This is a genomic window from Microbacterium schleiferi, assembly GCF_038150145.1.
Lineage (GTDB): Bacteria > Actinomycetota > Actinomycetes > Actinomycetales > Microbacteriaceae > Microbacterium > Microbacterium schleiferi_B.
In genome coordinates, this window is record NZ_JBBWSA010000002.1 from 58,507 (window position 1) to 82,910 (window position 24,404).

Below are 24,404 nucleotides of genomic sequence, written 5' to 3' on the forward strand. Positions count from 1 at the left end.
ACTACACGCCGTCCCGCACGCTGCGCGCAAACTCTGCGACGTTCGCCCGCAGGGCCTCGATGCGCCGATCGCGCGCAGCCTCGCGGTCGAACCCGAGATACGCCGACGGCGGGAGCTTTCGCACATTCGCCGAGCACTCAAAGTTCTCGCACACGAGGATTCCGACAGTGTCGCCACGCCTGCCCGCATCGCCCGCGCGCTTGGCGGCGAACATGACGACGTCGTTGGGGAGCTGGATGTCGTTGCACCACGAGCATTGCGGACGACTCAGTGGGCGCGCGTCAGTCTGCCGCAGCAGGATGCCGACGGGTTCGTCGTCCAGTTCGATCACGACTGATGCGAGCTTCGGAAACTTCGGATCGCGGATGCCGAGGTAGTCCAGGGCCTCCCAGTCGCGAGAGTCGAGATCGGTGGGAAGGGTCAGGTTCGAGCGCTCGCTGCGCGAGGCGTTGAGAAACGATGCCCGGATCTGGGCGTCGGTGAGGGGACGCATGTGCGTGCCTTTCAGGGGGTGAGCGCGCGGCGGTCGTCACGAGGAGCGGAATCGCGCAGCGCGTCGATGGAACGGGATAGTCGACTGCGGTGCAGTCGGAGCGGGCGAGGAGCCCGTCGGGGAAGGCGCGGCCTCAGGCCGTCGTGCCCGCCGACGCTGAGCGCGTCGACAACCTCCATCCGCCCGCAGGCGTCATCTGTCCGTTCACGCCCGGCAGTCTACGCCGCCCCGGTCACGGTCGGCCGGAGCATCCGTCACGCCCAGCGGCGGCACCACTCGTACATCACGACCGCGGCGGCCGCAGCGGCGTTGATCGAGCGGGTGGACCCGTACTGCGCAATCTCGACGCTGCCGGATGCCGCGGCCAGCGCCTCTGCCGAGAGCCCAGGCCCTTCCTGCCCGAACAGTAGGACGCACGTCTGGGGAAGGTCAGCCTCGGGCAGCGGCCGGGAGCCCTCAACGTTGTCGATCGCGATGACGGGAAGGCCCGAGGCCTCGGCCCAGGCAGCGAAGGCCGCGACATCCTCGTGGTGACGGACGTGCTGGTAGCGGTCGGTGACCATCGCGCCGCGCTTGTTCCAGCGGCGGCGCCCGATGATGTGCACTTCCGCCGCGAGGAAGGCGTTCGCGCTGCGGACGATGGACCCGATGTTGAGGTCGTGCTGCCAGTTCTCGATGGCGACGTGAAACGGATGCCGCCGCTCGTCGAGGTCGGCAACGATCGCGTCCATCCGCCAGTAGCGGTAGCGGTCCACGACGTTTCGCCGGTCGCCGCCGGCGAGGAGTTCGGGGTCCAGCCGCGGATCGTCCGGCCACGCCGCTTCTCCGCCCGGCCAGGGCCCGACACCGTGGGAGAGCTCAGGCTCGGAATCGGGCTCGGTCTCGTCCTGCACGTCGAGCAATCTATCCGACGGCAGTGTGGCTCCGGGCCGGAGCCGGATGCCCGACCCCGCCTCCTACCCTGCATCCTTCTTTTCGGTGAACCGAAAAATTAGTAGGATTTCGGCATGCCGAAGACATCGCCAGCGCTCACATCCCCGGTCTCGGCACCGGCGCGCGGCCCCCGGCTGGTGTGGCTCCTCGGCCCGGCTATGGTTGCCGGAGTCGCCTACCTCGACCCCGGCAACGTGGCCAGCAACATGACAGCCGGCGCTCGCTACGGGTACCTGCTGGTGTGGGTCGTCGTGGTCGCCAACGTCATGGCCTGGCTCATCCAGTACCTCTCGGCAAAGCTCGGTGTGGTCACCGGGGAGAGCCTGCCGCAGGCGCTCGGGGGGCGCATCCGCAGCGCATGGGGGCGGCGCCTGTACTGGCTGCAGGCAGAGCTTGTCGCCATGGCAACCGACATCGCCGAGGTCATCGGCGGTGCCGTGGCCCTGAACCTGCTGTTCGGCATCCCGCTGCTCTGGGGCGGGGTGATCACGGGCATCGTCTCGCTGGGCCTCCTGATCGTGCAGTCACGACGGGGCGCCCGGCCTTTCGAGGTGATCGTCATCGGACTCGTGGTCCTCATCGCCCTGGGGTTCACGGCAGGGGTGTTCGTCGCCCCACCCCACGCCGCGGGAATCGTCGGCGGTCTCGTGCCTCGATTCGAGGGCGCCGATTCGGTCCTGCTCGTTGCATCCATCCTCGGGGCAACCGTCATGCCGCACGCGATCTACGCACACTCGGCCCTCAGCCGCGACCGGTTCGCGCCGGTCGCGACGGCCCAGCCTCTCGCGTTCGGCTCAGCAGCGGCCGGCCTCGAATCGGGGCGCGGCGTCTCGACGAGGCGGCTTCTGACCGCGACCCGCTGGGACGTCACGATCGCCATGGTCATCGCGGGGACCGTGAACCTCTGCATCCTGCTTCTGGCCGCGGCGAACCTCGCGGGCGTTCCCGGCACCGACTCGCTCGAGGGTGCGTACGCTGCCCTGCGCGACGGGCTCGGGCCGATCATCGCGACGCTCTTCGCCGTCGGCCTGCTCGCGAGCGGACTCGCCTCGACAGCCGTCGGGGCCTACGCAGGCGCCGAGATCATGAGTGGACTGCTCCGCATCCGGGTCCCGCTCGTGGTCAGACGCCTCGTCACTCTCGTGCCCGCTCTGCTGATCCTCGGATTCGGCGTCGACCCGACCTTCGCGCTCGTGCTCAGCCAGGTCGTGCTCTCGTTCGGCATCCCGTTCGCCCTGGTTCCCCTCGTCTGGATCACCGCACGGCGCAGCGTCCTCGGCCCGTTCCGCAACCGACTCGCCACCACCGTCCTGGGTGTCGTGTCGGCGGCTCTGTTGATCACGCTCAACCTGGTGCTGCTGTGGCTGGTCTTCACCGGCACGTAATCGAGAGCCCGATACTGACGGGTAGGGTTTCGACATGTCCTCCGCGGCCGTCGACGACTACCTGAAGATGATCTACCACCACACGGAGTGGCAGACCGAGCGGATCACGCCGTCGCAGCTCGCGTCCGAGCTCGGACTCGCGCCCTCGAGCGTGACCGAGATGGTTCGAAAGCTCGCCGCGCAAGGACTCGTGACCCACCGCCCGTACGGACCGATCTCGCTCACGGCAGCGGGCGAGCACCGCGCGGCAGCCATCATCCGTCGCCACCGCCTCATCGAGACCTGGCTGGTGCGCGAGTTCGGGTACACCTGGGCTGACGTGCACGAAGAAGCCGAGATTCTCGAACACGCCATCAGCGATCGCCTCCTCGACGGCATCGATGAGCGCCTCGGCAGGCCCAGGTTCGACCCCCACGGCGACGCCATCCCGGATGCCGATGGCACCGTGACTCGTGAGCCGTTCGTACTTCTCGCCGACGCGCCACTTGGACACTGTGGGCGAGTGCTTCGGGTGTCGGATCGCGTCCCGGGGCTGCTTGAGGCCCTGGATGAGGCATCCGTCGATGTCGGAAGCGTCGTGTGCGTGCGCGGCCCCGCGGTTCTCGAGGTCGACGGCCAGGACGTGAGCCTGCCGACGACGGCGCCCGACGCCGTCTGGCTCAGCGCCTGAGCCTGTTCGCGCCACTCCCCACCGTCAGTCGCGCCTTCGCGCGGGTCACACGGCATCACGCCCGCAACACGGCGCGACCGAACCGGGATGCCGCCGGCTCAGCGAGCGACGGATGCTGCCGCGAACGGCCAGCGGGTACGGGTTGCCGCTTCACACGCATCCCAGATGCGCGCGAGGCGTTCGGGGTCGCGCACGATCTTCGGCAGGCGCGCTCGCCGAGGGTCGCCCCTAACGAGGTAGCGCGGCCCCCAGAACTCCCCGCCGGTGATCGAGGGATCGGCCAGAGCCCGTACGAGCGGCCAGGCGCCGTGCTCCTTGGACTGGGTGAACGGCGTCTGCAGATTGTCGACGAACCGCGTGATCTTGCTGGGTTGGTTCACACCGTGCAGACCGATGGTGCGCCCGCTCGTCGAGTAGCCCGGGTGAACGACGACACTGTCGACCGGGACACCGTGCTCGCGCAGGCGCCGCTCTGCTTCCAGTCCGACAGCAGTCGTCACGACCTTCGACTGCACGTATGCCCGCCACCCCGAGTAGTTCTCGGCCAGCTGCAGGTCGAGCGGGTCATAGGGGGTAAGCGAGATCGACATGCTGCCCAGCCACACCATGCGGCCACCCGACCGCGCGAGCGGGATCAGCAACTCACCCGCGAGCGCAAAGTGTCCGAGCGCGTTGGTGGCCAGCACCACCTCGGCCCCGTCGGAGGTCGTTTCGCGACGCCGGGGCGGATGTACGATTCCCGCGTTGAGGAGCACGCCGTCCAGCGGGCCACGCGTGCGCAAGGATGCTGCTGCCGACCGGATCGAGCCCGGCTTGGCGGTGTCGATGATGAGGGATTCGATGTCGGCCCCCGGTACACGCCCGGCAAGCGTCGCCCGAGCGGCCGAGAGGCGCTTGGGATTGCGTCCCGACATGATCACGTGCGCTCCGGCTCGGGCCAGTTGCTCACTCGCGAAATACCCGAGGCCCGCGTTCGAACCCGTCACGAGGTACGACTGTCCGGAAAGGTCGGGCAGCGACTCGGGATCCCACCGCCTGCGCGTCACGTGATCGACACTAGACCTCTCCGCGCGGGATACGCTGTGGCCATGCGGACCCGAGCAGACGTGGAATGCTGGCTCACCGATATGGACGGCGTGCTCGTCCATGAGAACATCCCCGTTCCCGGCGCGGCGGAGGTGATCGAGGGCTGGCGCGAGCAGGGAGTACCCTTCCTCGTCCTGACGAACAACTCGATCTTCACGCCGCGGGATCTGAGCGCCCGACTGCGCGCATCCGGCCTCGTCGTGCCCGAAGAGGCGATCTGGACCTCGGCGCTCGCGACGGCAGACTTTCTGCGCGGGCAGGCTCCCGGAGCTTCGGCTTTCGTGATCGGCGAGGCAGGACTCACGACGGCGCTTCACGAGGCCGGGTTCATCATGACCGAGAACGACCCCGACTATGTCGTGGTCGGCGAGACCCGCAACTACTCGTTCGAGGCGATCACCAAGGCCATCCGCGCGATTGCCGGCGGAGCACGATTCATTGCGACGAACCCCGATGCGACCGGGCCGTCAGCGGAGGGCATCCTTCCCGCGACGGGCGCGATTACCGCCCTCATCACGAAGGCCACCGGCAAGGAGCCGTACGTCGTGGGAAAGCCCAACCCGATGATGTTCCGCTCGGCGCTGAACCGCATCGGCGCTCACTCGGAATCGACAGGGATGATCGGCGACCGGATGGATACCGACATCGTCGCGGGCATCGAGGCTGGGCTTCACACGGTGCTGGTGCTCACCGGCATCAGTGACCCTGCCGAGATCGAACGCTTCCCGTTCCGTCCCGACGAGATCCTGGACTCGATTGCCGCGCTCCTGCCCGCGGAGCCCGAAGAGTCGGAGATGCCCGAGGTGCTCTGATGGGAGCCCTCGACGACGGCGAGCGCGTTGAAGCAACGGATGCCGCTGCCTGGCGCGTCTGGCTCGAGGCCAATCACACGACCTCGAAGGGGGTGTGGCTCGTGCGCGCTCGGCCGGGATCGGGGTTGACCTTCGTCGAGTACGAGGACTCGATCCTGCAGGCCCTGTGCTTCGGGTGGATCGATGGCCCCGTTCGCGTGTTCGACGAGAAGCGGAGCGGACTGTGGTTCGCGCCCCGACGAGCCGCCAGCGGCTGGGCTGCGACGAACAAGGCGCGGATCGCGCTCCTGGAGGCGCAGGGCCTTCTGGCCGAGGCCGGCATCCGTGCCGTCGAGGTCGCGAAGGACAACGGCACCTGGACAGTGCTGGACGAGGCAGAGGCCGGTATCGATCCGGCTGATCTGGTCGCGGCCTTGGATGCGAACCCCGCAGCTCGCGCGAACTGGGATGCCTTCCCGGTGTCTGCTCGCAAGTACGGGCTTCAACAGATCGCGCTGGCCAAGCGCCCCGAGACCCGCGCCGCACGCATCGCGAAGATCGTCGCCGGCGCGGCAGAGGGGAAGCGGCCGTGAACGAGGTTGAACAGTCGCTGCTGCTGTGGACGTCGCTGATCATCATCAGCGGCGCCCTGGTCGTCGCCGTCTGGCAGTGGTGGCGCAGCCGCGGCGGCGGCGAGGACTGAGGTATTACTGAGCACTCGTTCAGTCGCGCTGAAACGAGGCCTGCCTCGCCCGCAACCCGCAACATGACGCGACCGAACTCTCAGGACTCAGGTTCAGTCGCGCGAAAGTGTGGGTTCAGGTCGACAGCACGCGCAAGACGGCGCGACCGAACCTTGGGCCTCTGCTCTACTGCGGGGCGAGACCGAGGTCGTCGAGGTCGATCGCCGCGAGCCACTGGAGGCCGGCATCCTCGATCGCCTGCTGTGCGCCGGTCTTGCGGTCGACGATCACGGCAACGGCGACCGGCTCCGCGCCCTCGCGGCGCAGCGCCTCGACGGCCTTCAGCGCCGACTGCCCCGTCGTCGAGGTGTCTTCGAGCACGACGACGCGCTTACCCACGACGTCCGCTCCCTCGACCTGACGGCCGCGGCCGTGGTCTTTCGGCTCCTTGCGGACGACGAAGGCGTCGAGCGGATGCTCGGTGTCGACTGACGCGTGCATGACGGCGTTCGCGATGGGGTCGGCGCCGAGGGTGAGGCCTCCGACGGCGACGACGGTGTCGGCATCCGTCCCGAGCCCGGTGCGAACGAGGTCGAGCATGATCCGCCCGATGGCGGGGGCCGCCCGGTGATCGAGCGTGAGCTTGCGCATATCGACGTAGTACGACGCCTTCTTGCCGCTGGACAGGGTGAAGTCGCCGTGGAAGACCGCTTCGGCGCCGATGAGGGCGATGAGGGCTTGGCGGTCGGCTTCGAGTTCGGGCGTGGAGGAAGCGGTCACAGCCCGAGTCTAGGAAAGAACGCACAATGTTTCCGCGTCATCTGGGACCGTAGCCCCGCGGCGGCTCCTAGATTGGTGTAGCTCGGGCCGCGCCTCATCGCGAGGACGATGGTCCCGAAGCCGCGTCGAGCTCGCCGATAGAGTCAGGCCCGTTCGCGGAACCCGCACGCGAGAAGCAAGGGAGTGCGCACATGACCCGCATCGGCATCGTCGCAGAGCGCGGCGGCGAAACCCGCGTCGCTCTCACCCCGCCCACTGTCGCTCGGTTGATCACGCTCGGGTACGAGGTGGTCGTGGAGGCAGAAGCGGGCGCGGCATCCTCGTTCCCCGATGCGGCGTACACGGATGCCGGCGCCCAGGTGACCGACCGTGTGGGCGCCTGGGGTGCAGACATCGTCGTGATGGTGACGGCTCCGAGCGCTGATGACGTGGCCCTGCTTCGGGACGACGCGACAGTGATCGGAATGCTCGCACCCGCGTTCCGGCCCGAGGTTCGGGAGTCGCTCGCGACCCGCGGAATCACGGCGCTATCACTGGATGCCGTTCCGCGCATATCTCGGGCGCAGTCGATGGATGTCCTGAGTTCGATGGCCAACATCTCGGGGTATCGCGCCGTTGTCGAGGCAGCGCACGAGTTCGGGCGCTTCTTCACCGGCCAGGTCACGGCCGCCGGGAAAGTACCGCCCGCGAAGGTGCTGGTCGCCGGCGCGGGCGTCGCAGGACTCGCGGCGATCGGTACGGCCGCGAGCCTGGGCGCCATCGTGCGCGCCACCGACCCGCGGCCCGAGGTCGCCGACCAGGTGAAGTCGGTGGGCGGAGAGTACCTTCCCGTCGAGGTCGACGAGGTCATGGAGTCTTCCGACGGGTATGCCAAGGCGACGAGCGAGGCCTACGATCGGCGCGCCGCCGAGATCTACACCGAGCAGGCGGCGGATGTCGACATCATCATCACCACCGCGCTCATTCCCGGGCGCGCAGCGCCGCGGCTGATTGCGGCATCCGATGTCGCGCAGATGAAGCCGGGGAGTGTCATCGTCGATATGGCGGCGGCGCAGGGCGGCAACGTCGAGGGATCGGTTGCGGGCGAGCGCATCGTGACCGAGAACGGCGTAACGATCCTCGGCTACACGGATCTTGCGGGGAGACTTCCCGCGCAGGCGTCGCAGCTGTACTCCACAAACGTCTACAACCTGGTCGCGCTGCTGACCCCCGGCAAGGACGGGCAGCTCACGATCGACTTCGACGACATCGTGCAGCGTGGTGTCACCATCGTTCGCGACGGCGAGTCGACCTGGCCACCACCGCCCGTACAGGTCTCGGCCGCACCGAAGCCGGTCGCGGGGGAGCCTGCCCCGAAGCCAGAACCGAAGAAGGCGCCCGCGTGGCGGACCCCGGTGCTTCTCGGGGCCGCGGCGGTTCTCCTGTTCGTCGTGACCGCGATCGCACCGCCACCGATCCCCCAGCACTTCACTGTGCTGGTCCTGTCGATCATCATCGGCTTCTTCGTGATCGGCAAGGTGCATCACGCCCTCCACACGCCGCTCATGAGCGTGACAAATGCCATCTCGGGCATCATCGTCGTCGGCGCGATGCTCCAGCTGGCATCCGGCGTACTCGTCGTCCAGATTCTCGCGGCAATCGCCGTGCTCCTGGCAAGCATCAACATCTTCGGAGGCTTCGCCGTGACCCGCCGAATGCTCGCGATGTTCTCGAAGGGTGAGGCCCGATGAGCGCCGCGTCGATCCTTCTCCACAGCGGTGCGTCAGTATCTGCCGCGAGCGCGTCAGTTGCGGCATCCGTCGCGGGAGCCGCGTATCTCGTCGCAGCGCTGCTGTTCATCTTGAGCCTGCACGGACTCAGCAAGCACGAGACAGCCCGCCGCGGTGTGCTGTTCGGCATCGGCGGCATGGTCATCGCCATCGCCGCGACGATCTGGCTCACGGTCGAGCAGCTGTGGGGGCAGCCGCAGGCCACGATCGGTCTCACGCTGCTCGTGATTGCGGTGCTGATCGGCGGATCGATCGGGATGTGGCGTGCACGGGTGGTCGAAATGACCGGGATGCCCGAGCTCATTGCGCTCCTCCACAGCTTCGTCGGCCTTGCGGCCGTCATCGTGGGGTGGAACGGTGCCCTGGACCCGGGCGAGATCGACGGGGCGCTGCTTGGCATCCATCACGCGGAGGTGTTCATCGGCGTGTTCATCGGTGCCGTGACCTTCACGGGGTCGATCGTCGCGTTCCTGAAGCTGTCGGCCCGCATCTCCTCGAAGCCGCTCATGCTGCCTGGCAAGAACATCCTCAACCTCGGTGCGCTCGTCACCTTCGTCGCCCTGACGGTCTGGTACGTGATCACACCTGATCTGTGGCTGCTGATCGTGGTCACGATCCTCGCGCTTCTGCTGGGCTGGCACCTCGTCGCCTCGATCGGCGGCGGCGACATGCCCGTTGTCGTCTCGATGCTCAACAGCTACTCGGGCTGGGCCGCCGCAGCAGCGGGCTTCATCCTCAGCAACGACCTGCTGATCGTCACGGGCGCGCTCGTCGGCTCGTCGGGTGCGTACCTGTCGTACATCATGTGCCGTGCCATGAACCGTTCGTTCATCTCCGTTATCGCGGGCGGGTTCGGGATCGAGGCACCACGGTCGACGGATGACGAAACCGGCGAACACCGCGAGATCGACGTCACGGGTGCTGCCGAGCTCCTCGCCGACGCCGACCGGGTCATCATCACGCCCGGCTACGGCATGGCGGTGGCCCAGGCGCAATACCCCGTGGCCGAGCTGACCGCGAAGCTGCGGGAGCGGGGCGTCGACGTCAGGTTCGGCATCCACCCCGTCGCCGGACGCCTTCCCGGCCACATGAACGTGCTTCTGGCCGAGGCCAAGGTGCCGTACGACATCGTGTTCGAGATGGACGAGATCAACGACGACTTCAATGAGACATCCGTCGTGCTCGTCATCGGCGCGAACGACACCGTCAACCCCGCCGCCGCCGAGGATCCGGGCAGCCCGATCGCCGGGATGCCGGTGCTGCGGGTGTGGGAGGCCGACAACGTCATCGTCTTCAAGCGGTCGATGGCCTCGGGCTACGCGGGCGTGCAGAACCCGCTGTTCTTCCGCGAGAACGCCCAGATGCTCTTCGGCGACGCCAAGGAGAAGGTCGAGCAGATCCTGCGGGAGCTCTAGCCGCGACATCCGAGCCGCCCCAGACGCCGCGTCAGCGCGGGTCTCGGGCCAGGAATGGATGCGGCCGGGCACCGAGTGCGAGCACCGCGAGGACGGTCTGAACGAGGCCGGTCGCGAAGTAGATGCCGTGGAGCGGCGACCAGACGAGCATGATGGCGATCTCGACGAAGATCCAGATCATCATGACCAGGCCCGCCGCCGCGTGAAGGCCAGCCGCGAGGCGGAAGCGCCAGTACTGCGCCGCCAGCGCGAGCGCCTGTGATCCACCCACGACCACCCCGAGAATCACTCCCGGCCAGACGTACGACGTGAAGACAGACCCTTCGATCCACTCCGTCGGGATGGGCATGAACCCGAGAGTGAGGCCGGCCATGCCGAGCAACGCGGACGCCAGATTGAACCACGCGACCACCCCTATCTCCCCAGGCCACCACCGCAGCCAACTCCGCACATTCGACGGCCGCCCGGCATCCTGACCTCGACACGACCCGGGTTCGGCACCGGAACTCAGGAGTTAGCCACACCCCGCCCCAGAGCCCGCGTCAGGAAGCAGGCGAGGTCGGCGGGCGACTCTAGGCTGATGCCATGCGCCTTGCCACCTGGAACGTGAACTCGGTCCGCGCCCGAGTCGACCGGATCGTCGACTTCGCGGTGCGTGAAGACATCGACGTGTTGGCGATGCAAGAGATCAAGTGCAAGGTCGAGCAGTTCCCGTTCGAACAGTTCGAGCAGGCGGGGTTCCACGTCGAAGCCCACGGCTTCTCGCAGTGGAACGGTGTCGCGATCGCCAGCCGCTCGCGTCCGACCGAGGTCGAGACCGCCTTCCCCGGGATGCCCGGCTTCGCGAAGGGGCACGAGGGCCCGGATGCCCCGCAGGAGGCCCGCGCGATCGGCGCGACCATCGACGGCGTGCGCGTCTGGAGCCTCTACGTCCCCAATGGTCGTGCCCTCGAGGACCCCCACTACGTCTACAAGCTCCACTGGCTCGAGGCGCTGCGCCAGTACACCGCAACCACCCTCGCGGCAGCGCCCGACCTGCCTCTGGCTCTGGTCGGCGACTTCAACATCGCCCCGACGGATGCCGACAACGGCGACCCCGCGATCGTTGAAGGATTCTCGACGCACGTCTCCGCCCCAGAACGGGAAGCCTTCACCGCTCTCGAGCAGGCGGGGCTCAGCGACGTCGTCAGGCCCCTGGTTCCGACCGGATTCACTTACTGGGACTACAAGCAGCTGCGCTTCCCCCGCAACGAGGGACTGCGGATCGACTTCATCCTCGGCTCACGCGCTGTGGCGGATGCGGTGACGGATGCCGCCATCCACCGAAACGAGCGCAAGGGTGAGGCTCCGAGCGACCACGTCCCCGTGGTCGTCGAGCTCGACCGCGCCCGACTGTCGCCGGGAGAAGACGAAGCAGACGATGACCGGCCGATGATCTTCGGGTGACGCGGCCCCGCCGAGGTACCCGGCGCCTAGGGTGAGTGCATGGGAGTGCAGCTCATCGGCATTGGGACCGCGGTGCCGGAGTTCGCGCTCTCGCAATCGCAGGTGAAGGACCTGTTCCTCGCGGAGCCGGATATCGCGCCCCTTACGGCACGGCTCATCCGCGCCGCCTACGACAACTCGGCGATCGAGCGGCGCCACACCGTCATCGAGGATCTAGCCGGTGGCGGCGGCGACTTCCTGGAACCCGAGACTCACGCGGTGCGCAATCCGGGGACCGGTACGCGCAACGCGCGGTACGCGCGCGAAGCGCCGCGACTGTCGGAGGCCGCCGCGCGGCGTGCGCTAAAGAACGCCGGCGTACATCCGGGCGAGATCACCCACGTGGTCACTGCCAGTTGCACGGGCTTCTACGCTCCCGGCCCCGAATACCGGCTGGTGCGCGACATCGGGCTTTATCCGACGGTCGAACGCGAGCACATCGGATTCATGGGGTGTGCCGCGGCAATCCCGGCGCTGCGCTCGGCATGGCGAATCTGTCTCGCCGATCCCACCGCAACGGTGTTGGTCACGTGCACCGAGGTGTGCTCCATCCACATTCGCTCATCATCCGAACCCGACCAGATCGTCGCCTCCGCCGTCTTCGCCGACGGCGCGGCAGCGGCGGTCGTGACCGCAAAGTCGCCGGAATCCAGCGGTCCCCGCGAACTGGCTGCACCGTCTCGCGGGCTCGAGCTGACGGGCTTCACCACCGCCCTGACGACCGACGGCGAGCAGGACATGGCGTGGATCATCGGCGACCACGGCTTCGAGATGACACTCACCGGCAATGTCCCCCGCATCGTCGGACGCGAAGTCCGCGCAGCCCTCGCGCCGGTGCTTGAGCGCACCGGTGCGATTGACCAGTGGGTGGTCCACCCGGGCGGACGCAGCATCCTGGACAGGTTCGAGCAGGCGATGGATCTCGACGAAACGGCTCTGCAGCGATCCCGAGCGATCCTGCGCGACTACGGCAACATGTCATCCGCGACAGTGCTGTTCATCCTCGCCGACCTCCTCGGTGATCCCACGGTGGCCGAGGGCGAGCAGGTTCTCGTCACAGCGTTCGGTCCTGGCCTCGCGGTAGAGAGTGCAACGGCTCGCATCGCAGCGCGCCAGCCGATAGCGGCGGCGGAAAGCTTGCGCGTGGGGCAGGCGGACAGTGCGCGTTCGTGACGAGACTCTTCGCGAGCTGATGGACGATCCGCAGTGCGACGAACAGGCGCTGCTGCGCACGGTACGCCGGTTCACAGTGGTGAACCGGGCGGTGGCGGGATGGGGCGCGATCTACAGATCCCGTCTGCGTCCCTACCTTCGCACCCGAGCTGACGCGCAGCGTGAGGAGCCGGTTCGGATTCTCGACGTCGGATGCGGCGGCGGCGACGTCACACGCGACCTCGCGCGACGTGCTCACAGCGACGGCTTCGCGGTGGAGATCTGCGGAATCGACCCCGACCCACGGTGCCTGTCGATCGCGACGTCGCAGCCACCCGAGCCCGGGGTCACGTTTCGAGGCGCGTATGCCGCAGACCTCGTCGACGCCGGCGAACAGTTCGACGTCGTCGTCTCCAACCATGTCCTCCACCACCTCAGCCGCGATCAGTTGCACGAACTGCTCACCCACACCGACGCGCTCGGCGCCGAGCTCGCGCTGCACAACGACATCGCCCGCAGCAAGACGGCGTGGGGTCTCTACGCGGTCGGCATCCTTCCGGTCGCACCCGGGACCTTCCTCCTCACTGACGGGCTCCGCTCGATCCGCCGGTCATACACCGTCGCCGAGCTCGAGCGGGAGGTCCCACGGGGGTGGACAGTGACCCCGCCGGCGCCGTTTCGCGTCCTCGCGACCCGCGGGCCCGAGGGACCCGGTGACAGGTGAGCCATGCGGGTCGTGATCATCGGCGCCGGTCCCGTCGGCATGCTGCTGGGCGGCGAACTCGCCCGCCTGGGTGTGGAGCACATCACGCTCGAGGCGCGTGAGGCTCCCGGCGCCGGGTCCCGGGCCATCGGCATCCATTCCGCCGCGCTGACGGCGATGTCAGCCTCGGGGGTGACCGATCGCATTCTTTCCGCCTGTCTGCAGGTGCGGGAGGGCCAGGCCAGGGTCGGCGCCGCGACCGTGACCACGATCCGGTTCGACGCTGTGCGGGCCGGCTCGCTCGCATCCTTCCCGTTCGTCGCGACCCTTCCGCAGGCAGCGACCGAATCGGCGATCACCGCCGCGGCCGCCAGCAACGGCGCCCCCGCGCCGGAGCGCGGAGTCCAGGTGCTCGACGTGATCGACGAAGGGGCGACGTGTCGGGTGATCACCGACAGTGGTGACGTGCACGGCGATGCGGTCGTGATTGCGGCGGGGTCTCGCTCGCGCCACATCAGTATCCTCATCCGCGACGGGAGGCGCCGCGCGTACCCCGACCGTTACGTCATGGCCGACGTTCCCGATGACACCGACGAAGGGCCTCGCGCCATCGTTCACCTGCATCCAGACGGCGTCCTGGAGTCGTTTCCGCTACCCGGCGGCCTGCGGCGATACGTCGCGTGGCACCGCGCGGGCTCCACAGATGACGCGACCGACGACGCGACCGCCCTGCGTGACGCTGTCAGCCGGCGTGCGGGATCTTCCGGCGACACGATCACGACGGCGTCGAACTTCGGGGTAGGCCGATTCGTCGCGCGCCGGATGGCGCGCGGACGGGTTCTCGCGATCGGTGACGCGGCCCACGAGGTGAGCCCCATCGGCGGGCAGGGTCTCAACCTCGGCCTTATCGATGCGGCGACGCTCGCGCCGCTGCTCCGAGAGTGGGACATCACGGGAGAGCCGCCGGCCGCACTGGCCGCGTGGGAGCGGCGACGCAGGTCGGCCGCGACGACCGCGGCGCGAATCGCCGCGCTGAACACCGTCGCCGGGCGTGGTCACGGCAGCGTCGGCGCGGTCACGCGGCTCGCAGGCATCCGTCTGGCGCCGGCGCGGCTCCTCGCACACGCCTACGGGATGGGCTTCGATCCGGATGCGCGAGAGAGCCCCCTCACGCCACAAACGCGGTGATCACGAGCTGCGCAGCAAGGATCAGACCGGACGCCATCACCAGGCGGAAGACCACGCGGTCTGGCTTCCGGAGAGCGCGGAGCAGGCCCGCGACCGCGCACGCCACAACGCTCACTGACGCAGCGAGCGCCACCGCGAAGGGCACCTCGCCGAACGATCCGACGACGACGACCACAATCCCCGCGATGACGGCAGCGAACGCGGCTATCGCACTCGGCGTGGCGCCGATCCGGTGACCGAGCCCGCGCACACCCGTCGCCTCGTCGTCGGCGAGATCGGGAAGCACGTTGGTCAGGTGGACGGCGATGCCCAGCAGAGCGCCGGCGGCTCCCTGCCACCACGGAGCCACGACGGGCGCGGGAGCTGCCAGCGTCGCGAGCGAGGGCAGGATGCCGAAACTCACCGCGAACGGGATCACCGATGCCCATGTGAACTTCAGCCACGCGTTGTACGCCCACGCCGAGGCCAGGGCGATGCCGTGGGCGAGACAGAACTCCCACCCGATGATGGCCGAGATAATGAGCGCGATCACCAGCGAGACGCCGGCTGCAGCGGCTACCGCTCGGCGCGAGATGACGCCGGCAGCGATCGGCTTGTCGCGGCGCCCGATGGCGAGGTCCCGCTGAGCGTCAATAGCGTCGTTGGACCATCCGACCGACAGTTGACCGAAGAACACAGCCGCGACTGTCAGCACAATGCGCCCCACCCCGATGCCGGCCCCCACGGCGAGCAATCCGGCGAGCGTCGTGACGACCACCGTCGGCCCAGGATGCGAGCACGCCAGCAGTGCGAGCACTCGGCCCCCGAAACCTGTCGTGCCCGGGGAAGTCTGCCGGGACGCCATGCCCTCACAGTACGCGTCCCGACACCGCACCCGGCGAGCCGAACGCAGGATCAACCCGCTCTGCTGCCCTCCACCGCCCCTGCCGAGGCAGCTGATCCTGCAATCGGGACCATCGCCGGCCGCGGCCGGCGGACGGGGGGCTCCCCCGCGAGAGGGATGTGGCGTGGTGTGCGAGCGACGTAGCGTGGATGGGTGAGTGATCCGACGCGCGCCACCTCGCGGTGGGTTCCGACCCGAGGGGACGTCTGGTTGGCGGCAGCCCTCTTCGTCACGGCGGTGCTGAGCACCGCCCTCGGCGCAGTCGCCGGAATCTACAACTCCACCGAGATCGACCTGCGGGTCGCGCTGCTCTACGCGCTCTGTCTCACCGCCCCGCTGGCCTGGCGTCGACGCCTGCCCTGCACTGTCGCGGTGGCAGTATCGGTCGCGTTCTTTGCCGGGATGATGGCCCGCGTCCCGGAGCTTTACGTCGGGAATGTCGCGCTTTTCATCGCCTTCTACACCGTCGGGGCATGGGTCGACAACCGACGGCGAGCGTTCCTCGTCCGTGTCGCGATCATCGCTGGCATGTTCACGTGGCTGCTCATCTCGATGTTCATCGATGCCACAGCGCCGACCGACGAGGGCCTCTCGCGTGCGGGCCTCTTCTCGCCCTACGTCGCGTTCATGCTCATCCAGTTCCTCGTCAACGTCGCTTTCTTCGGCGGCGCGTATGTAGGTTCCACGCGAAGATGGCATTTTCCACGGGTAGTTGGCATGCATTTGGCATTTGTGCCAAGTGCCGTGGACTCGTAGCGCGCGGAACGAATCGCTGATGAGTGGGCGGAAGCCTCGGAGCCCGCGGACGCGTGGGTGGTCGGGTGAGTATGAGGCCGAGGTCCGGTGCGGTCGCGATCACACGCATCTTCGCTATTTCGTGAGTTCGCGCATGAACGGGACTCTCGATGACGAGCGCAAGGTTGCCGCCAAGACGATCGAGCGTCTCATAGCTCATCGTGCGTGGTGGTGGGGAACGGGATGCGCCGACGGGAGTGCTTCATTCCGAGAACGAGTGCATTCAGTTCGCGCGCACCAGTGATGGACTGGTCTTGCTCGTTGGTGGCGAGCTCACCGCGATTGTTCGCGCCGAGTACGCGGCTGGGGGACCGCATCCTCGTAGACAAGACCGACATCGGCGGCGGCCGCGGTGTCTTCGCGTACATCGAAGACACCGAAGGCAACCGGGTCGGTCTCACTTCCCCACGCTGACACGATCCGAGCGGCAGGATCTCCGTGAGCTTGGCGGTTGGCGGTCGGCCAGATTCCTGCGTCGACACTCTCATTGAGACCCTCTCGTCGTGCGTCGACGACGTGCCGGGTGGCGTCAGGAGATCGTCGGTCCCTGGTAGGCGCGCCGGGCGGCGGCGATGGACGGGGCGTGCGTGTGGGTCCAGCGTTCGAGGTCGGCGAACAGCGGGGCCAGGCTCCGGGCCATCTCGGTGGCTTCGTACTCCACTCGCGGCGGGACTTCACGGTAGTAGGTTCGGGAGACCAGCCCGTCGCGCTCCAGCTGGCGGAGGCGCTGCGTGAGCACCTTCGGCGTCACTCCGGGTATCTGCGCGCGCAGCTGGGTGTACCTCAGCGGACCCGTGTGCATCAGCGACCACAGCACCTCGGCCGACCACTTGCCGAACACCGCGCTGACCGTCGGCGAGATCGGGCACGGGCCGGACATCTCATCGGCGGACGGGGTCTGGTTCACCGGGCATCCCTTTTAGTATCTTCTTGGTATCCATTACCCTCCCGATACTATCGTGCTGTTCATGACCTCGACACTTCGGCAAGGGATCTGCCGTGAACCTCTCTGACCTCCCAGCGCGCCCTGGCCCCCGCCCTGCCACCACCGGTTCGGCTCCCCACGAGCAGCTGGACCAGAATGCGCCCGCAGACCTGCAGGAACGACTACTCGATCACGCGCTGTCGCTGCCCGGGGTGCGCCGCGGCCGTAGCGGCGTGTCGGTCCCCGGCGCCGTCGCCTTCTACCTCGACGAGCCGCCACGCACACCCCAGCTCCCCGACCTGTTCGGCGGCGAATGGGGCCACATCCACCCCGCCTACGACGGCAGCCTGCACCTCAACGTCCCCACCCCCGTGGCCGAGGGGCTCATCGAGCTCGGGTGGGCCGAGTACCACTACGTCGTCACGCAGGGCTGGGCCCCGCCGATCGTGATCATGCTGTACGGTCCCCGCGACGAGACCGAGCTCGACGTGGCCAAAGCGGTCGTCGAGACCGCGTACACCGCAGCCGGCGGCGCCCTGCACGACCACCACGACCAAGCCCTGACCGCCCTCCACCTGAGCACCTTCGGAAACCCGGCCTGAACGGCGGTATGCGTGGCCACGTGGGTGTCGACGCCGATGACGACATCGACCAGATCGGTCAGACTGTTCATGCGTTCCTCTCCTTGCCAGGACGGGGACGTTGGTGGTCAATGTCGCGCGTCAGACTTTGTGGCAGGACCATTGATTGAGTCCTGAGCGGAGAGTTTGACCATGGGTAGACCACCAGTGATTCCGGTGGAGAAGAAGACGAGGATCGTGCTGAGTATCCTCGCCGGCGAGATGACGATCGCTGAGGCGGCTCGGCGTGAGAAGGTCAGCGAGCAGTCGATCGGCCGGTGGAAGGCGGACTTCCTCGAGGCGGGGAAGACCGGCCTCGCGGCGGGGAAGTCCGGGCCGTCGACGCGGGAGCAGCAGCTTGAGGCGGAGGTCGCGGATCTGACCCAGGCGCTGGGTGAGGCTGCGGTCGAGATCCGGGTGTGGAAGAAGTCGGCGGAGAGCCGGTTGGGCCCTTCGAAGACCTCGAGGTGATCCGCGTCGAGGCGGGCATGTCGACTTCGAGGTTCGTGGAGCTGATCGACATGCCCGAACGGACCTGGCGGCGCTGGCAGGCCAAGGCGCGCCAGGAGCAGCCGCCGAAGGGGCCGTGGCCGCAGCCGGCGCGGGACGCCGCCCGCCCTCTGGTGACCAAGCACGCGTTGGCGAAGCCGGCGTGGGGTCACCGCAAGATCTGGGCGCTGACTCGGCACGACGGGCACAAGGTGTCGCAGGCGACGGTGCTGCGGCTGCTGCGTGACGATGGGCTGATCCTGCCGTCGGAGTATCAGAAGCAGCGCCGCGAGCTGGCGAAGGATCGGAAGACCGCGTTCGCGACGAACCCGACCGCCCCGAACCAGGTCTGGCAGCTGGACTTCAGCGAGTTCGAGACCACCACCGGCGGGACCTGGCGGATCGCGGGGTGCCGGGACTGGTACTCGAAGGTCGAGCACCCGTTCCACGTGTCGCCGACCGCGAACCAGTATGACGCGATCGCCGCGATCGAGCTCGCTCTGGCCGACTACGAGGCGATGTTCGGACACCCACTCGTCGATCAGTGTCAGGTTGACGACGAGACGGGTGAGGTGCTGCCGGTGGTGACGATCGTCACCGACAACGGCGGCCCGTTCCGGTCGCTGAACTTCGAGCTGTTCATCATGAGACACCCCGAGCTGCGACACGTGCGCACGAGAGTGAAGAGCCCGGGGCAGAACGGGTCACGCGAACGCGGGTTCGGGACGCTGAAGTACGAGCGGCTGTTCCTCGACGAGATCCCCGACGCGTTGACGCTGATCGAGCGGGCCGAGGACTACCGCGCCGAGTACAACACCGAGCGCCCGCACGAGGCGATCGCCTGGAACCGGCCGATGGAGGTGCACCTGGGCCTGGCCGACCCCACCATCCCCACCTTTGAAAGAGAAGAAATCCTGCCAACTACTTGACGCGGGACATCAAGTCCCGTGGTGTGGTGTCACTCCGGTTGCTTCTTGAGGGGTGATGGTGGTCAGGCGGTGAGGTAGAGCTCGGGGCGGGCGGGTTCGGTGTGCTCGTTGGGATGTGGACGAGTTTGCGGATGGAGATGTCGGAGAAGTAGCGGCGTTCGCCGTAGGTCCATTCCTCGTGCTGTTCTTGTAGGACGGCGCCGATCAGCCGGGTGACCGATTCGCGGTCGGGGAAGATCTGCACGACGTCGGTGCAGCGTTTGATCTCGCGGTTGAGGCGTTCGATCGGGTTGTTCGACCAGATCTTCTGCCAGTGCTCGCGCGGCAGTGGTGCGAACGCGGTCAGGTCGGGTTCTGCGGCCTCGAGCATGGCCGCGATCTTCAGCCCGCGGTCGCGGAGGCCGCGGAGGAACTCGGTCCAGAAGTCCGTGGCCTCCGTCACCCAGCGCCATCCCGAGGATCTCCCGCCGCCCGTCGCCGCTGACACCGGTGGCCACGACGAGGGCTTGGGAGACGACACGGCCGCGGTGGCGCACGTCGAGATAGGTGGCGTCCAGGAACAGATACGGGAACCAGGTGTGATCGATCCGGCGATGCAGGAACTCCTGCACCGACTCATCGATCTCCCCCGCAGATCCTCGACACCGTCGACCGGCTGATGCCAGTGTCGTTGCCCAGCGCCCGGACCAGCTGATCGACCTTCCGGGTGGACACCCCGGTCGATCCACGCCTGGCAGATCACCGCATAGAGTGTGCCTTGTCGACCCGGCGGCGCGGGCTGAGCAGCGATGGGAAGAACGACCCCTCCCGCAGCTTCGGGATCTGAAGGTCGACCTCGCCGGCCGCAGTGCCGAGGGTCTTCGGTCGGGTGCCGTTACGACGTGTGGTCCGCTCCGGGGTGCGCTCGTGCGGCGCGGCGCCGATCTTCACCGTCGCTTCCGCGTTGATCAGATCTTGCAGGCCGGCCTGCAACATCCGCCGGAACACGTCCGAGTGGGTCAGGTCGGGATCGGCGAGGACTTCGCCGATCAGGGTCGTCAGGGCAGACTGGTGGTGGGTCAAGGGAAAGATCAGCTCGGAAACCTACGGCCGTCTCTCGGAGATTCCCTCGATCATTGGCGCAAAGTACATCTCCCTCGGAGCTCAGTATGTCCAGGATGTCGACGCATGTGGCGACCGACTCCGAATCCTTCCAATGGACGCTGACTGGGTAAGCGCCCGCAGGCTCGTGGGCGACAGGGCGGCTGCGTGCTGGACTCCGTCGACGGCGAGCGGCCTTGCGCCGCTGGAGGCGTTGCGGCAATCCGTCGACGCTGGCAACGATGAAAGGGCCGAGCAGATAGCGAAAGAGATAGCGTGGGCGGCGGAGCCACATGTTGCGGACGGCGACTTTACGGTGTTCTCGATGTATAACGTGCCGCTCGACAAGGCGCGAATCACGACTGCCGGGCTCATTGACACTGGTCCTACACGCCCGCCGTACCAGAGCGTGCCACAGCGATACCTGGATGGCGCGGTCGAGGCTGGACGGCGCTACGCCGAACTCGTCGTGAAGTACTCAACTCCAGACACCGCCGCGGTTAGCCGCGATGCCGCGGTTAGCATGTAACCCATGGGTCGCCGACTCGACCATTGGTCCGGCGCCAGCACCGAGTGGCTCGGAGCGCTGAAGGCGGACGTCTCGTGGCGGAGCGCGCTTTCGGAGGAGGCCCACCTTGCAGTGGTTGCTATGTTCGGTGCCCGAACGGGTGCGTGGTGCGCACAGGTCAGCGCCGAAACCCTCGAGGCACTCGGCTCCGACGCCGCTGAACTGCACCAGCGGGGACCGTTGCGTGGCGCGGTGGAATTGATGGCGGCAGCGTCCATAGCCCGCATCATCCGGGTCGACCCGGACCGTGTGCTTCGTGATGAGCTTCGTAGGCGGCTGGCGGAAGGGTTCCGCGCGGGCCTGACTCTTCCGACGGTGCTGAGAGCTCTCACCGCCGCACAGGGCGTCGTCGGCCAATCGTTGCTTCGCGGTGTCTCCGAGCGTGTGCCACTCGCTTCACACTCGGTCGTCGTGCGACAGGTTATGGACGCCATGCTTGAGGCGCATCAGCACGTCGCCGACGAGGTTCTCGAGTTGAGCGAGGTCGCACACGCCGTTCACGATGGCGGCGCGCGCGACCCATCGTTCGTCCACCGCTTGATGGTTGGTGGGATCAGCGCCGAGGAGTTCCAGCGCGTGACGAAGTACCAGCTCGCGGGTGTGCATGTCGCCGCCGTCGCTTTCAGCCGGCTTAGCGGGCCGGATCGGCTGCGAAAGCAAGCCGAGAGGGCGCTCCGGGGCATGGGATGCGTGCAGATCTTCGACGTGGTGGTCGCACCGACTGTGCTCTGGGCATGGGGCTACGTGCCCACAGCCGAGGGTCTGCGGCTCGCACCGCCTGACCCATGTCAGTACGCGACGGTGACTGTAGGCCTGCCCGGTCAGGGGCTCGCCGGCTTTGCCGCCAGCCATGACGAGGCGCGCGCCCTACAGCGGATGATCGCACTGTCTGACGGACGCAATCTAGGTCGTTCGCTCACGTACCGCGAGTACGGTGCGGTTGCGGAGCTTGCCGAGCATCCCAACCGGCTACGCCGCTTCCTGACGGAGCAGTTAGGAAGCCTCGCCGTAGACAACCCAAAGACGCGAGATCTGAGAGCTACTGCGCTGGAGTATCTCAACACGAATCGGAGCCAGATCGAGACCGCTCGCCGTCTGTACGTGTCGAAGAACACGGTCGGCTATCGCCTGCATCGAGTGGAAGAGCTCCTCGGAAGGAACATCGGCACCGACATCAGCCAACTACATGTCGCGCTCTTGGCAGCCGAGGTACTGGGCGTGTCCGCGGCTGCCTAGGCGCGATGTCCAGGCAGGCGATGAGCTCGCTGATGATTGCGGCGCCGATTACCGAGATGGCCGATCCTGACACCGCGTCGGCTCTTTCCGCGACCGCGGAGCTCGACCGCTCATCGCTGTGAGTTCGCAATGCGACCGCTCTACGTCCGCTCTTCCGCAAGACTCTCGGGGTCACCCCAGGAGTATCGTGGCGTGCTTCGCCTGCTTCGTCGCTGAGTCTTCCGGGAGCGTTTCGAACTGGTCAGAGCATACGGCCGAGCAGGCCCGCTTCACGCCTGAGAACGGGGAGGAACCGTGTGCGCATGTCTGCGAGGGTCCATCGGCCCGCGGAGGCGCTGAGGCTCATCGCGGCGCGTGTCGCCCCCCGTGAGTCCTTCACCACGACGGCCATCGTGCGCACGCCGTACTCGATCTCCTCGTCTGTAAAGGCACAGCCTTCCTCTTCCGCGAGCCGGACGCGCGCGTGTATCTCGTCGGGATCAACGATCGCCTTCGACGTGGATGCCTGCAGGTCTGCTGACGCGAGGTAGTCGTCCAGCTCGCTGACGGTGAGAGCGGAGAGCAGGACACGGCCGGTTGCGGAGTGCCAGGCCGGGATCCGGGATCCGAGGCGGATGAACGCAGACACGGTCCGATCTGCTTCGGCGCGTGCGATGATCGCCGAGTTCGGCCCCTCGAGCACGGCGAGGGAGACCGTTTCCTGCAGTTCGTCGCGCGCCGCCTCCAGCCGGGGCTGCGCGAGCCGCGGGAGCGAGGCCGTGCCAGTGTATGCCGCACCGAGTAGTGTGAGGCGCGGTGTGGGCGTGAAGTACTTGCCGTCGTAGCTGACGTAACCCAGCTCCGCCAATGTCAGCAAGCACCTCCGCGCCGCTGCGGGCGACGTATCTGAAGCCGCAGCGGCCTGCGAGACGGTGAGACGTGAACGAGTGGAGCTGAACGACTCGATTATCGCCAGGCCTTTGGCGAGGCCATTCATACCTTCGGTCCGAGGACGAGAGTGCGGTTCATCGACGGTCGTTGCTGCCATCATTCTTTCGTTATACGACATTCTCGGCGCATAACGCAAGCTAGCTGGCGTGAGTCCTCAGCTCAGCGCGCGAACGCCAACTGCTTCCTCCGCGACGGCGAGGGCGTCGTAGTCGAAGATCGATAGTCGGAACGTAACAGACTCCTGAATCTCGCGGTCTCTCTGATCGAGATCGACGTAGGCCGAGTCGTAGCGCAGACCATTTGCGCGCGCGCCCTGCTGCACGCGGGCGGCGCGGGGGAGCCGGATCTTCTCGTAGGTCTGGAGCCGGTGGATTACGTCGTGCTCCGTGGCGCCGTCGAGGAGAACTCCGAGGGTGGCGGCGTCCTCGATGGACTGGTTCGCGCCCTGGCCAAGGTGCGGCAGCATCGGGTGCGCGGCGTCTCCGAGCAGAGTGAGCCGGCCCTGCGTCCATCGCGGAAGGGGGGCGCGATCGCGCAGTCCCCACCAGAACGTCTCCTGGACCTGCTCCAGCAGGCGCTGAATCCGGGGATCCCAACCGGCGAACTCCGCCCGCAACTGGTCGGGGTCGCCGGGCGCAGACCACGACTCGATCGCAGCCTGCGCGCGCGGCACGAACCCGACGTAGTTGATGAGCTCCCCGCCGCGCAGGGGGTAGACGAGCATGTGCCGGTCGGGGCCCATCCAGAGCAGGGAGACCCGGTCTGGCCACTCGGGGACGAGCTCTCGCGGGACGTACCCGCGGAACGCCACCGACCCGGAGTACACCGGCTCAGAAGGCTCGACGACATACTGTTGCAGCGCAGAGTGGATGCCGTCTGCGGCGATGACCGCGTCGAACGTGAGTTGCTCACCGTTTTCGAAGGAGAGTGTCGCTTCGGATCCTGTCTGTTCGAATCCGACGCTCTTGTGTCCGGTGCGGACAGCGTCATCGGGCAGCGCATCCGCGAGGATCCCGACCAGATCAGCCCGGTGGACGCCCAATATCCCCGGTCGGCCTTGGGAATCGGTGGTGCGGATGGGTGCGATGGGCGTGCCGTCCTGGCGGAAGTAGGCCGAGCCCTCCCCGACGGGCGCAGCTACCGACTTCAGTGCGTCCCCCAGCCCGAGACTCTGCAGCAGGCGCGTGCCGTTCGGCTGGAGCTGAACGCCCGCACCGACCTCCGTCAGCGCCCTGGCTTGCTCGAACACCGTGGCATCGATACCTCGCCGCTTCAACGCGACGGCGGTAGCCAGGCCACCGATGCCGCCCCCCACGATGGCTACTCGAATAGCGCGTGTCATCTGCTGACTCCGATCTGTCATGGTTGGCAGATTTCGTTAAACGAAAAGTATTCGCAATGTGAAACCATACGGAA

General features: G+C 67.4%; 26 protein-coding genes and 1 pseudogene. 16 read left to right on the forward strand and 11 right to left on the reverse strand.

The genetic code is table 11. The features are described from left to right. Position 1 precedes the first annotated feature (1 nt). On the reverse strand, positions 2-493 hold the full coding sequence (locus tag AADH62_RS02055) for an FBP domain-containing protein (protein WP_341578077.1): 492 nt from the start codon (positions 491-493) through the stop codon (positions 2-4). Positions 494-747: 254 nt separating this feature from the next. Next, the gene (locus AADH62_RS02060) at positions 748-1,386 is read right to left on the reverse strand and encodes a TrmH family RNA methyltransferase (protein WP_341578078.1); all 639 of its coding nucleotides are present in this window, start codon (positions 1,384-1,386) and stop codon (positions 748-750) included. Positions 1,387-1,500: 114 nt separating this feature from the next. On the opposite strand from AADH62_RS02060, the gene AADH62_RS02065 reads away from it, so the two are divergent. Continuing rightward, entirely contained in the window at positions 1,501-2,811 is a 1,311-nt protein-coding gene (locus AADH62_RS02065) for an Nramp family divalent metal transporter (protein ID WP_341578079.1), read from the forward strand. Positions 2,812-2,845: 34 nt separating this feature from the next. Then, the gene (locus tag AADH62_RS02070; protein WP_341578080.1) at positions 2,846-3,481 is read left to right on the forward strand and encodes a metal-dependent transcriptional regulator; all 636 of its coding nucleotides are present in this window, start codon (positions 2,846-2,848) and stop codon (positions 3,479-3,481) included. 98 nt (positions 3,482-3,579) lie between these two features. On the opposite strand, the gene AADH62_RS02075 is transcribed toward AADH62_RS02070, so the two are convergent. Continuing rightward, positions 3,580-4,527, reverse strand: coding sequence for an SDR family NAD(P)-dependent oxidoreductase (locus tag AADH62_RS02075; RefSeq protein ID WP_341578081.1), 948 nt, complete (start codon positions 4,525-4,527; stop codon positions 3,580-3,582). Positions 4,528-4,569: 42 nt separating this feature from the next. On the opposite strand from AADH62_RS02075, the gene AADH62_RS02080 reads away from it, so the two are divergent. After that, positions 4,570-5,379: an HAD-IIA family hydrolase gene (locus AADH62_RS02080; protein ID WP_341578082.1), complete on the forward strand. Its 810-nt coding sequence runs from the start codon at positions 4,570-4,572 to the stop codon at positions 5,377-5,379. Beyond that, positions 5,379-5,951, forward strand: coding sequence for a YdeI/OmpD-associated family protein (locus tag AADH62_RS02085; protein WP_341578083.1), 573 nt, complete (start codon positions 5,379-5,381; stop codon positions 5,949-5,951). The genes AADH62_RS02080 and AADH62_RS02085 overlap by 1 nt, the downstream gene beginning before the upstream one ends. 276 nt (positions 5,952-6,227) lie before the next feature. Here AADH62_RS02085 and pyrE read toward each other — a convergent pair whose 3' ends face one another. Continuing rightward, positions 6,228-6,821, reverse strand: coding sequence for an orotate phosphoribosyltransferase (gene pyrE / locus AADH62_RS02090; protein WP_341578084.1), 594 nt, complete (start codon positions 6,819-6,821; stop codon positions 6,228-6,230). Between the two features lie 191 nt (positions 6,822-7,012). On the opposite strand from pyrE, the gene AADH62_RS02095 reads away from it, so the two are divergent. Both AADH62_RS02095 and pntB read left to right on the forward strand, forming a co-directional pair. After that, on the forward strand, positions 7,013-8,551 hold the full coding sequence (locus AADH62_RS02095) for a Re/Si-specific NAD(P)(+) transhydrogenase subunit alpha (protein WP_341578085.1): 1,539 nt from the start codon (positions 7,013-7,015) through the stop codon (positions 8,549-8,551). Beyond that, positions 8,548-10,005, forward strand: coding sequence for a Re/Si-specific NAD(P)(+) transhydrogenase subunit beta (pntB, locus tag AADH62_RS02100; protein WP_341578086.1), 1,458 nt, complete (start codon positions 8,548-8,550; stop codon positions 10,003-10,005). The genes AADH62_RS02095 and pntB overlap by 4 nt, the downstream gene beginning before the upstream one ends. Positions 10,006-10,036: 31 nt before the next feature. Here pntB and AADH62_RS02105 read toward each other — a convergent pair whose 3' ends face one another. Continuing rightward, entirely contained in the window at positions 10,037-10,417 is a 381-nt protein-coding gene (locus tag AADH62_RS02105) for a hypothetical protein (RefSeq protein ID WP_292732212.1), read from the reverse strand. A 173-nt stretch (positions 10,418-10,590) separates the two neighbouring features. On the opposite strand from AADH62_RS02105, the gene AADH62_RS02110 reads away from it, so the two are divergent. Genes AADH62_RS02110 through AADH62_RS02125 form a run of 4 tightly spaced genes read left to right on the forward strand, consistent with a single transcriptional unit; the run spans position 10,591 to position 14,533 of the window. Continuing rightward, positions 10,591-11,451, forward strand: coding sequence for an exodeoxyribonuclease III (locus AADH62_RS02110; RefSeq protein WP_341578087.1), 861 nt, complete (start codon positions 10,591-10,593; stop codon positions 11,449-11,451). Between the two features lie 39 nt (positions 11,452-11,490). After that, the gene (locus tag AADH62_RS02115) at positions 11,491-12,663 is read left to right on the forward strand and encodes a type III polyketide synthase (RefSeq protein WP_341578088.1); all 1,173 of its coding nucleotides are present in this window, start codon (positions 11,491-11,493) and stop codon (positions 12,661-12,663) included. Beyond that, positions 12,650-13,366, forward strand: coding sequence for a methyltransferase domain-containing protein (locus AADH62_RS02120; protein ID WP_341578089.1), 717 nt, complete (start codon positions 12,650-12,652; stop codon positions 13,364-13,366). The genes AADH62_RS02115 and AADH62_RS02120 overlap by 14 nt, the downstream gene beginning before the upstream one ends. 3 nt (positions 13,367-13,369) lie before the next feature. Further along, positions 13,370-14,533 carry an NAD(P)/FAD-dependent oxidoreductase gene (locus tag AADH62_RS02125; RefSeq protein WP_341578090.1) on the forward strand — a complete coding sequence of 388 codons (1,164 nt, stop codon included), beginning with the start codon at positions 13,370-13,372 and terminating at the stop codon, positions 14,531-14,533. Here AADH62_RS02125 and AADH62_RS02130 read toward each other — a convergent pair. Next, positions 14,514-15,377, reverse strand: coding sequence for a UbiA family prenyltransferase (locus AADH62_RS02130; RefSeq protein WP_341578091.1), 864 nt, complete (start codon positions 15,375-15,377; stop codon positions 14,514-14,516). The two genes, AADH62_RS02125 and AADH62_RS02130, sit on opposite strands and share 20 nt — an antisense overlap. A 192-nt stretch (positions 15,378-15,569) precedes the next feature. Here AADH62_RS02130 and AADH62_RS02135 point away from each other — a divergent pair, with 192 nt between their 5' ends. Then, positions 15,570-16,172, forward strand: coding sequence for a DUF7134 domain-containing protein (locus AADH62_RS02135; RefSeq protein ID WP_341578092.1), 603 nt, complete (start codon positions 15,570-15,572; stop codon positions 16,170-16,172). A gap of 188 nt (positions 16,173-16,360) precedes the next feature. Here AADH62_RS02135 and AADH62_RS02140 read toward each other — a convergent pair whose 3' ends face one another. Further along, the gene (locus tag AADH62_RS02140) at positions 16,361-16,528 is read right to left on the reverse strand and encodes a hypothetical protein (RefSeq protein WP_341578093.1); all 168 of its coding nucleotides are present in this window, start codon (positions 16,526-16,528) and stop codon (positions 16,361-16,363) included. A gap of 212 nt (positions 16,529-16,740) precedes the next feature. Then, entirely contained in the window at positions 16,741-17,118 is a 378-nt protein-coding gene (locus tag AADH62_RS02145) for a helix-turn-helix domain-containing protein (protein WP_341578094.1), read from the reverse strand. Positions 17,119-17,210: 92 nt separating this feature from the next. Here AADH62_RS02145 and AADH62_RS02150 point away from each other — a divergent pair, with 92 nt between their 5' ends. The 3 genes from AADH62_RS02150 to AADH62_RS02160 all read left to right on the forward strand — a co-directional run bounded on the left by AADH62_RS02150 (position 17,211) and on the right by AADH62_RS02160 (position 19,174). After that, entirely contained in the window at positions 17,211-17,738 is a 528-nt protein-coding gene (locus tag AADH62_RS02150; RefSeq protein WP_341578095.1) for a luciferase family protein, read from the forward strand. Between the two features lie 171 nt (positions 17,739-17,909). Continuing rightward, complete coding sequence (locus tag AADH62_RS02155; protein ID WP_341578096.1) at positions 17,910-18,227, forward strand: helix-turn-helix domain-containing protein; 318 nt, start codon at positions 17,910-17,912, stop codon at positions 18,225-18,227. 17 nt (positions 18,228-18,244) lie between these two features. After that, complete coding sequence (locus AADH62_RS02160; RefSeq protein WP_341578097.1) at positions 18,245-19,174, forward strand: integrase core domain-containing protein; 930 nt, start codon at positions 18,245-18,247, stop codon at positions 19,172-19,174. Here AADH62_RS02160 and AADH62_RS14545 read toward each other — a convergent pair. Continuing rightward, positions 19,167-20,236: pseudogene (locus AADH62_RS14545) on the reverse strand (IS256 family transposase). The gene AADH62_RS02160 and the pseudogene AADH62_RS14545 sit on opposite strands and share 8 nt — an antisense overlap. Positions 20,237-20,369: 133 nt before the next feature. Between AADH62_RS14545 and AADH62_RS02180 the strand changes: the two are divergent. Together AADH62_RS02180 and AADH62_RS02185 are read left to right on the forward strand one after the other, a co-directional pair. Beyond that, positions 20,370-20,783: a hypothetical protein gene (locus tag AADH62_RS02180; RefSeq protein WP_341578099.1), complete on the forward strand. Its 414-nt coding sequence runs from the start codon at positions 20,370-20,372 to the stop codon at positions 20,781-20,783. A gap of 3 nt (positions 20,784-20,786) precedes the next feature. Continuing rightward, complete coding sequence (locus AADH62_RS02185; RefSeq protein WP_341578100.1) at positions 20,787-22,058, forward strand: PucR family transcriptional regulator; 1,272 nt, start codon at positions 20,787-20,789, stop codon at positions 22,056-22,058. Positions 22,059-22,299: 241 nt separating this feature from the next. Here AADH62_RS02185 and AADH62_RS02190 read toward each other — a convergent pair whose 3' ends face one another. Together AADH62_RS02190 and AADH62_RS02195 are read right to left on the reverse strand one after the other, a co-directional pair. After that, positions 22,300-23,106 (reverse strand): IclR family transcriptional regulator domain-containing protein, encoded by an 807-nt coding sequence (locus tag AADH62_RS02190; RefSeq protein WP_341578101.1) that lies wholly within the window; start codon positions 23,104-23,106, stop codon positions 22,300-22,302. A 36-nt stretch (positions 23,107-23,142) separates the two neighbouring features. Further along, on the reverse strand, positions 23,143-24,351 hold the full coding sequence (locus AADH62_RS02195; RefSeq protein ID WP_341578102.1) for an FAD-dependent monooxygenase: 1,209 nt from the start codon (positions 24,349-24,351) through the stop codon (positions 23,143-23,145). Positions 24,352-24,404: the final 53 nt, after the last annotated feature.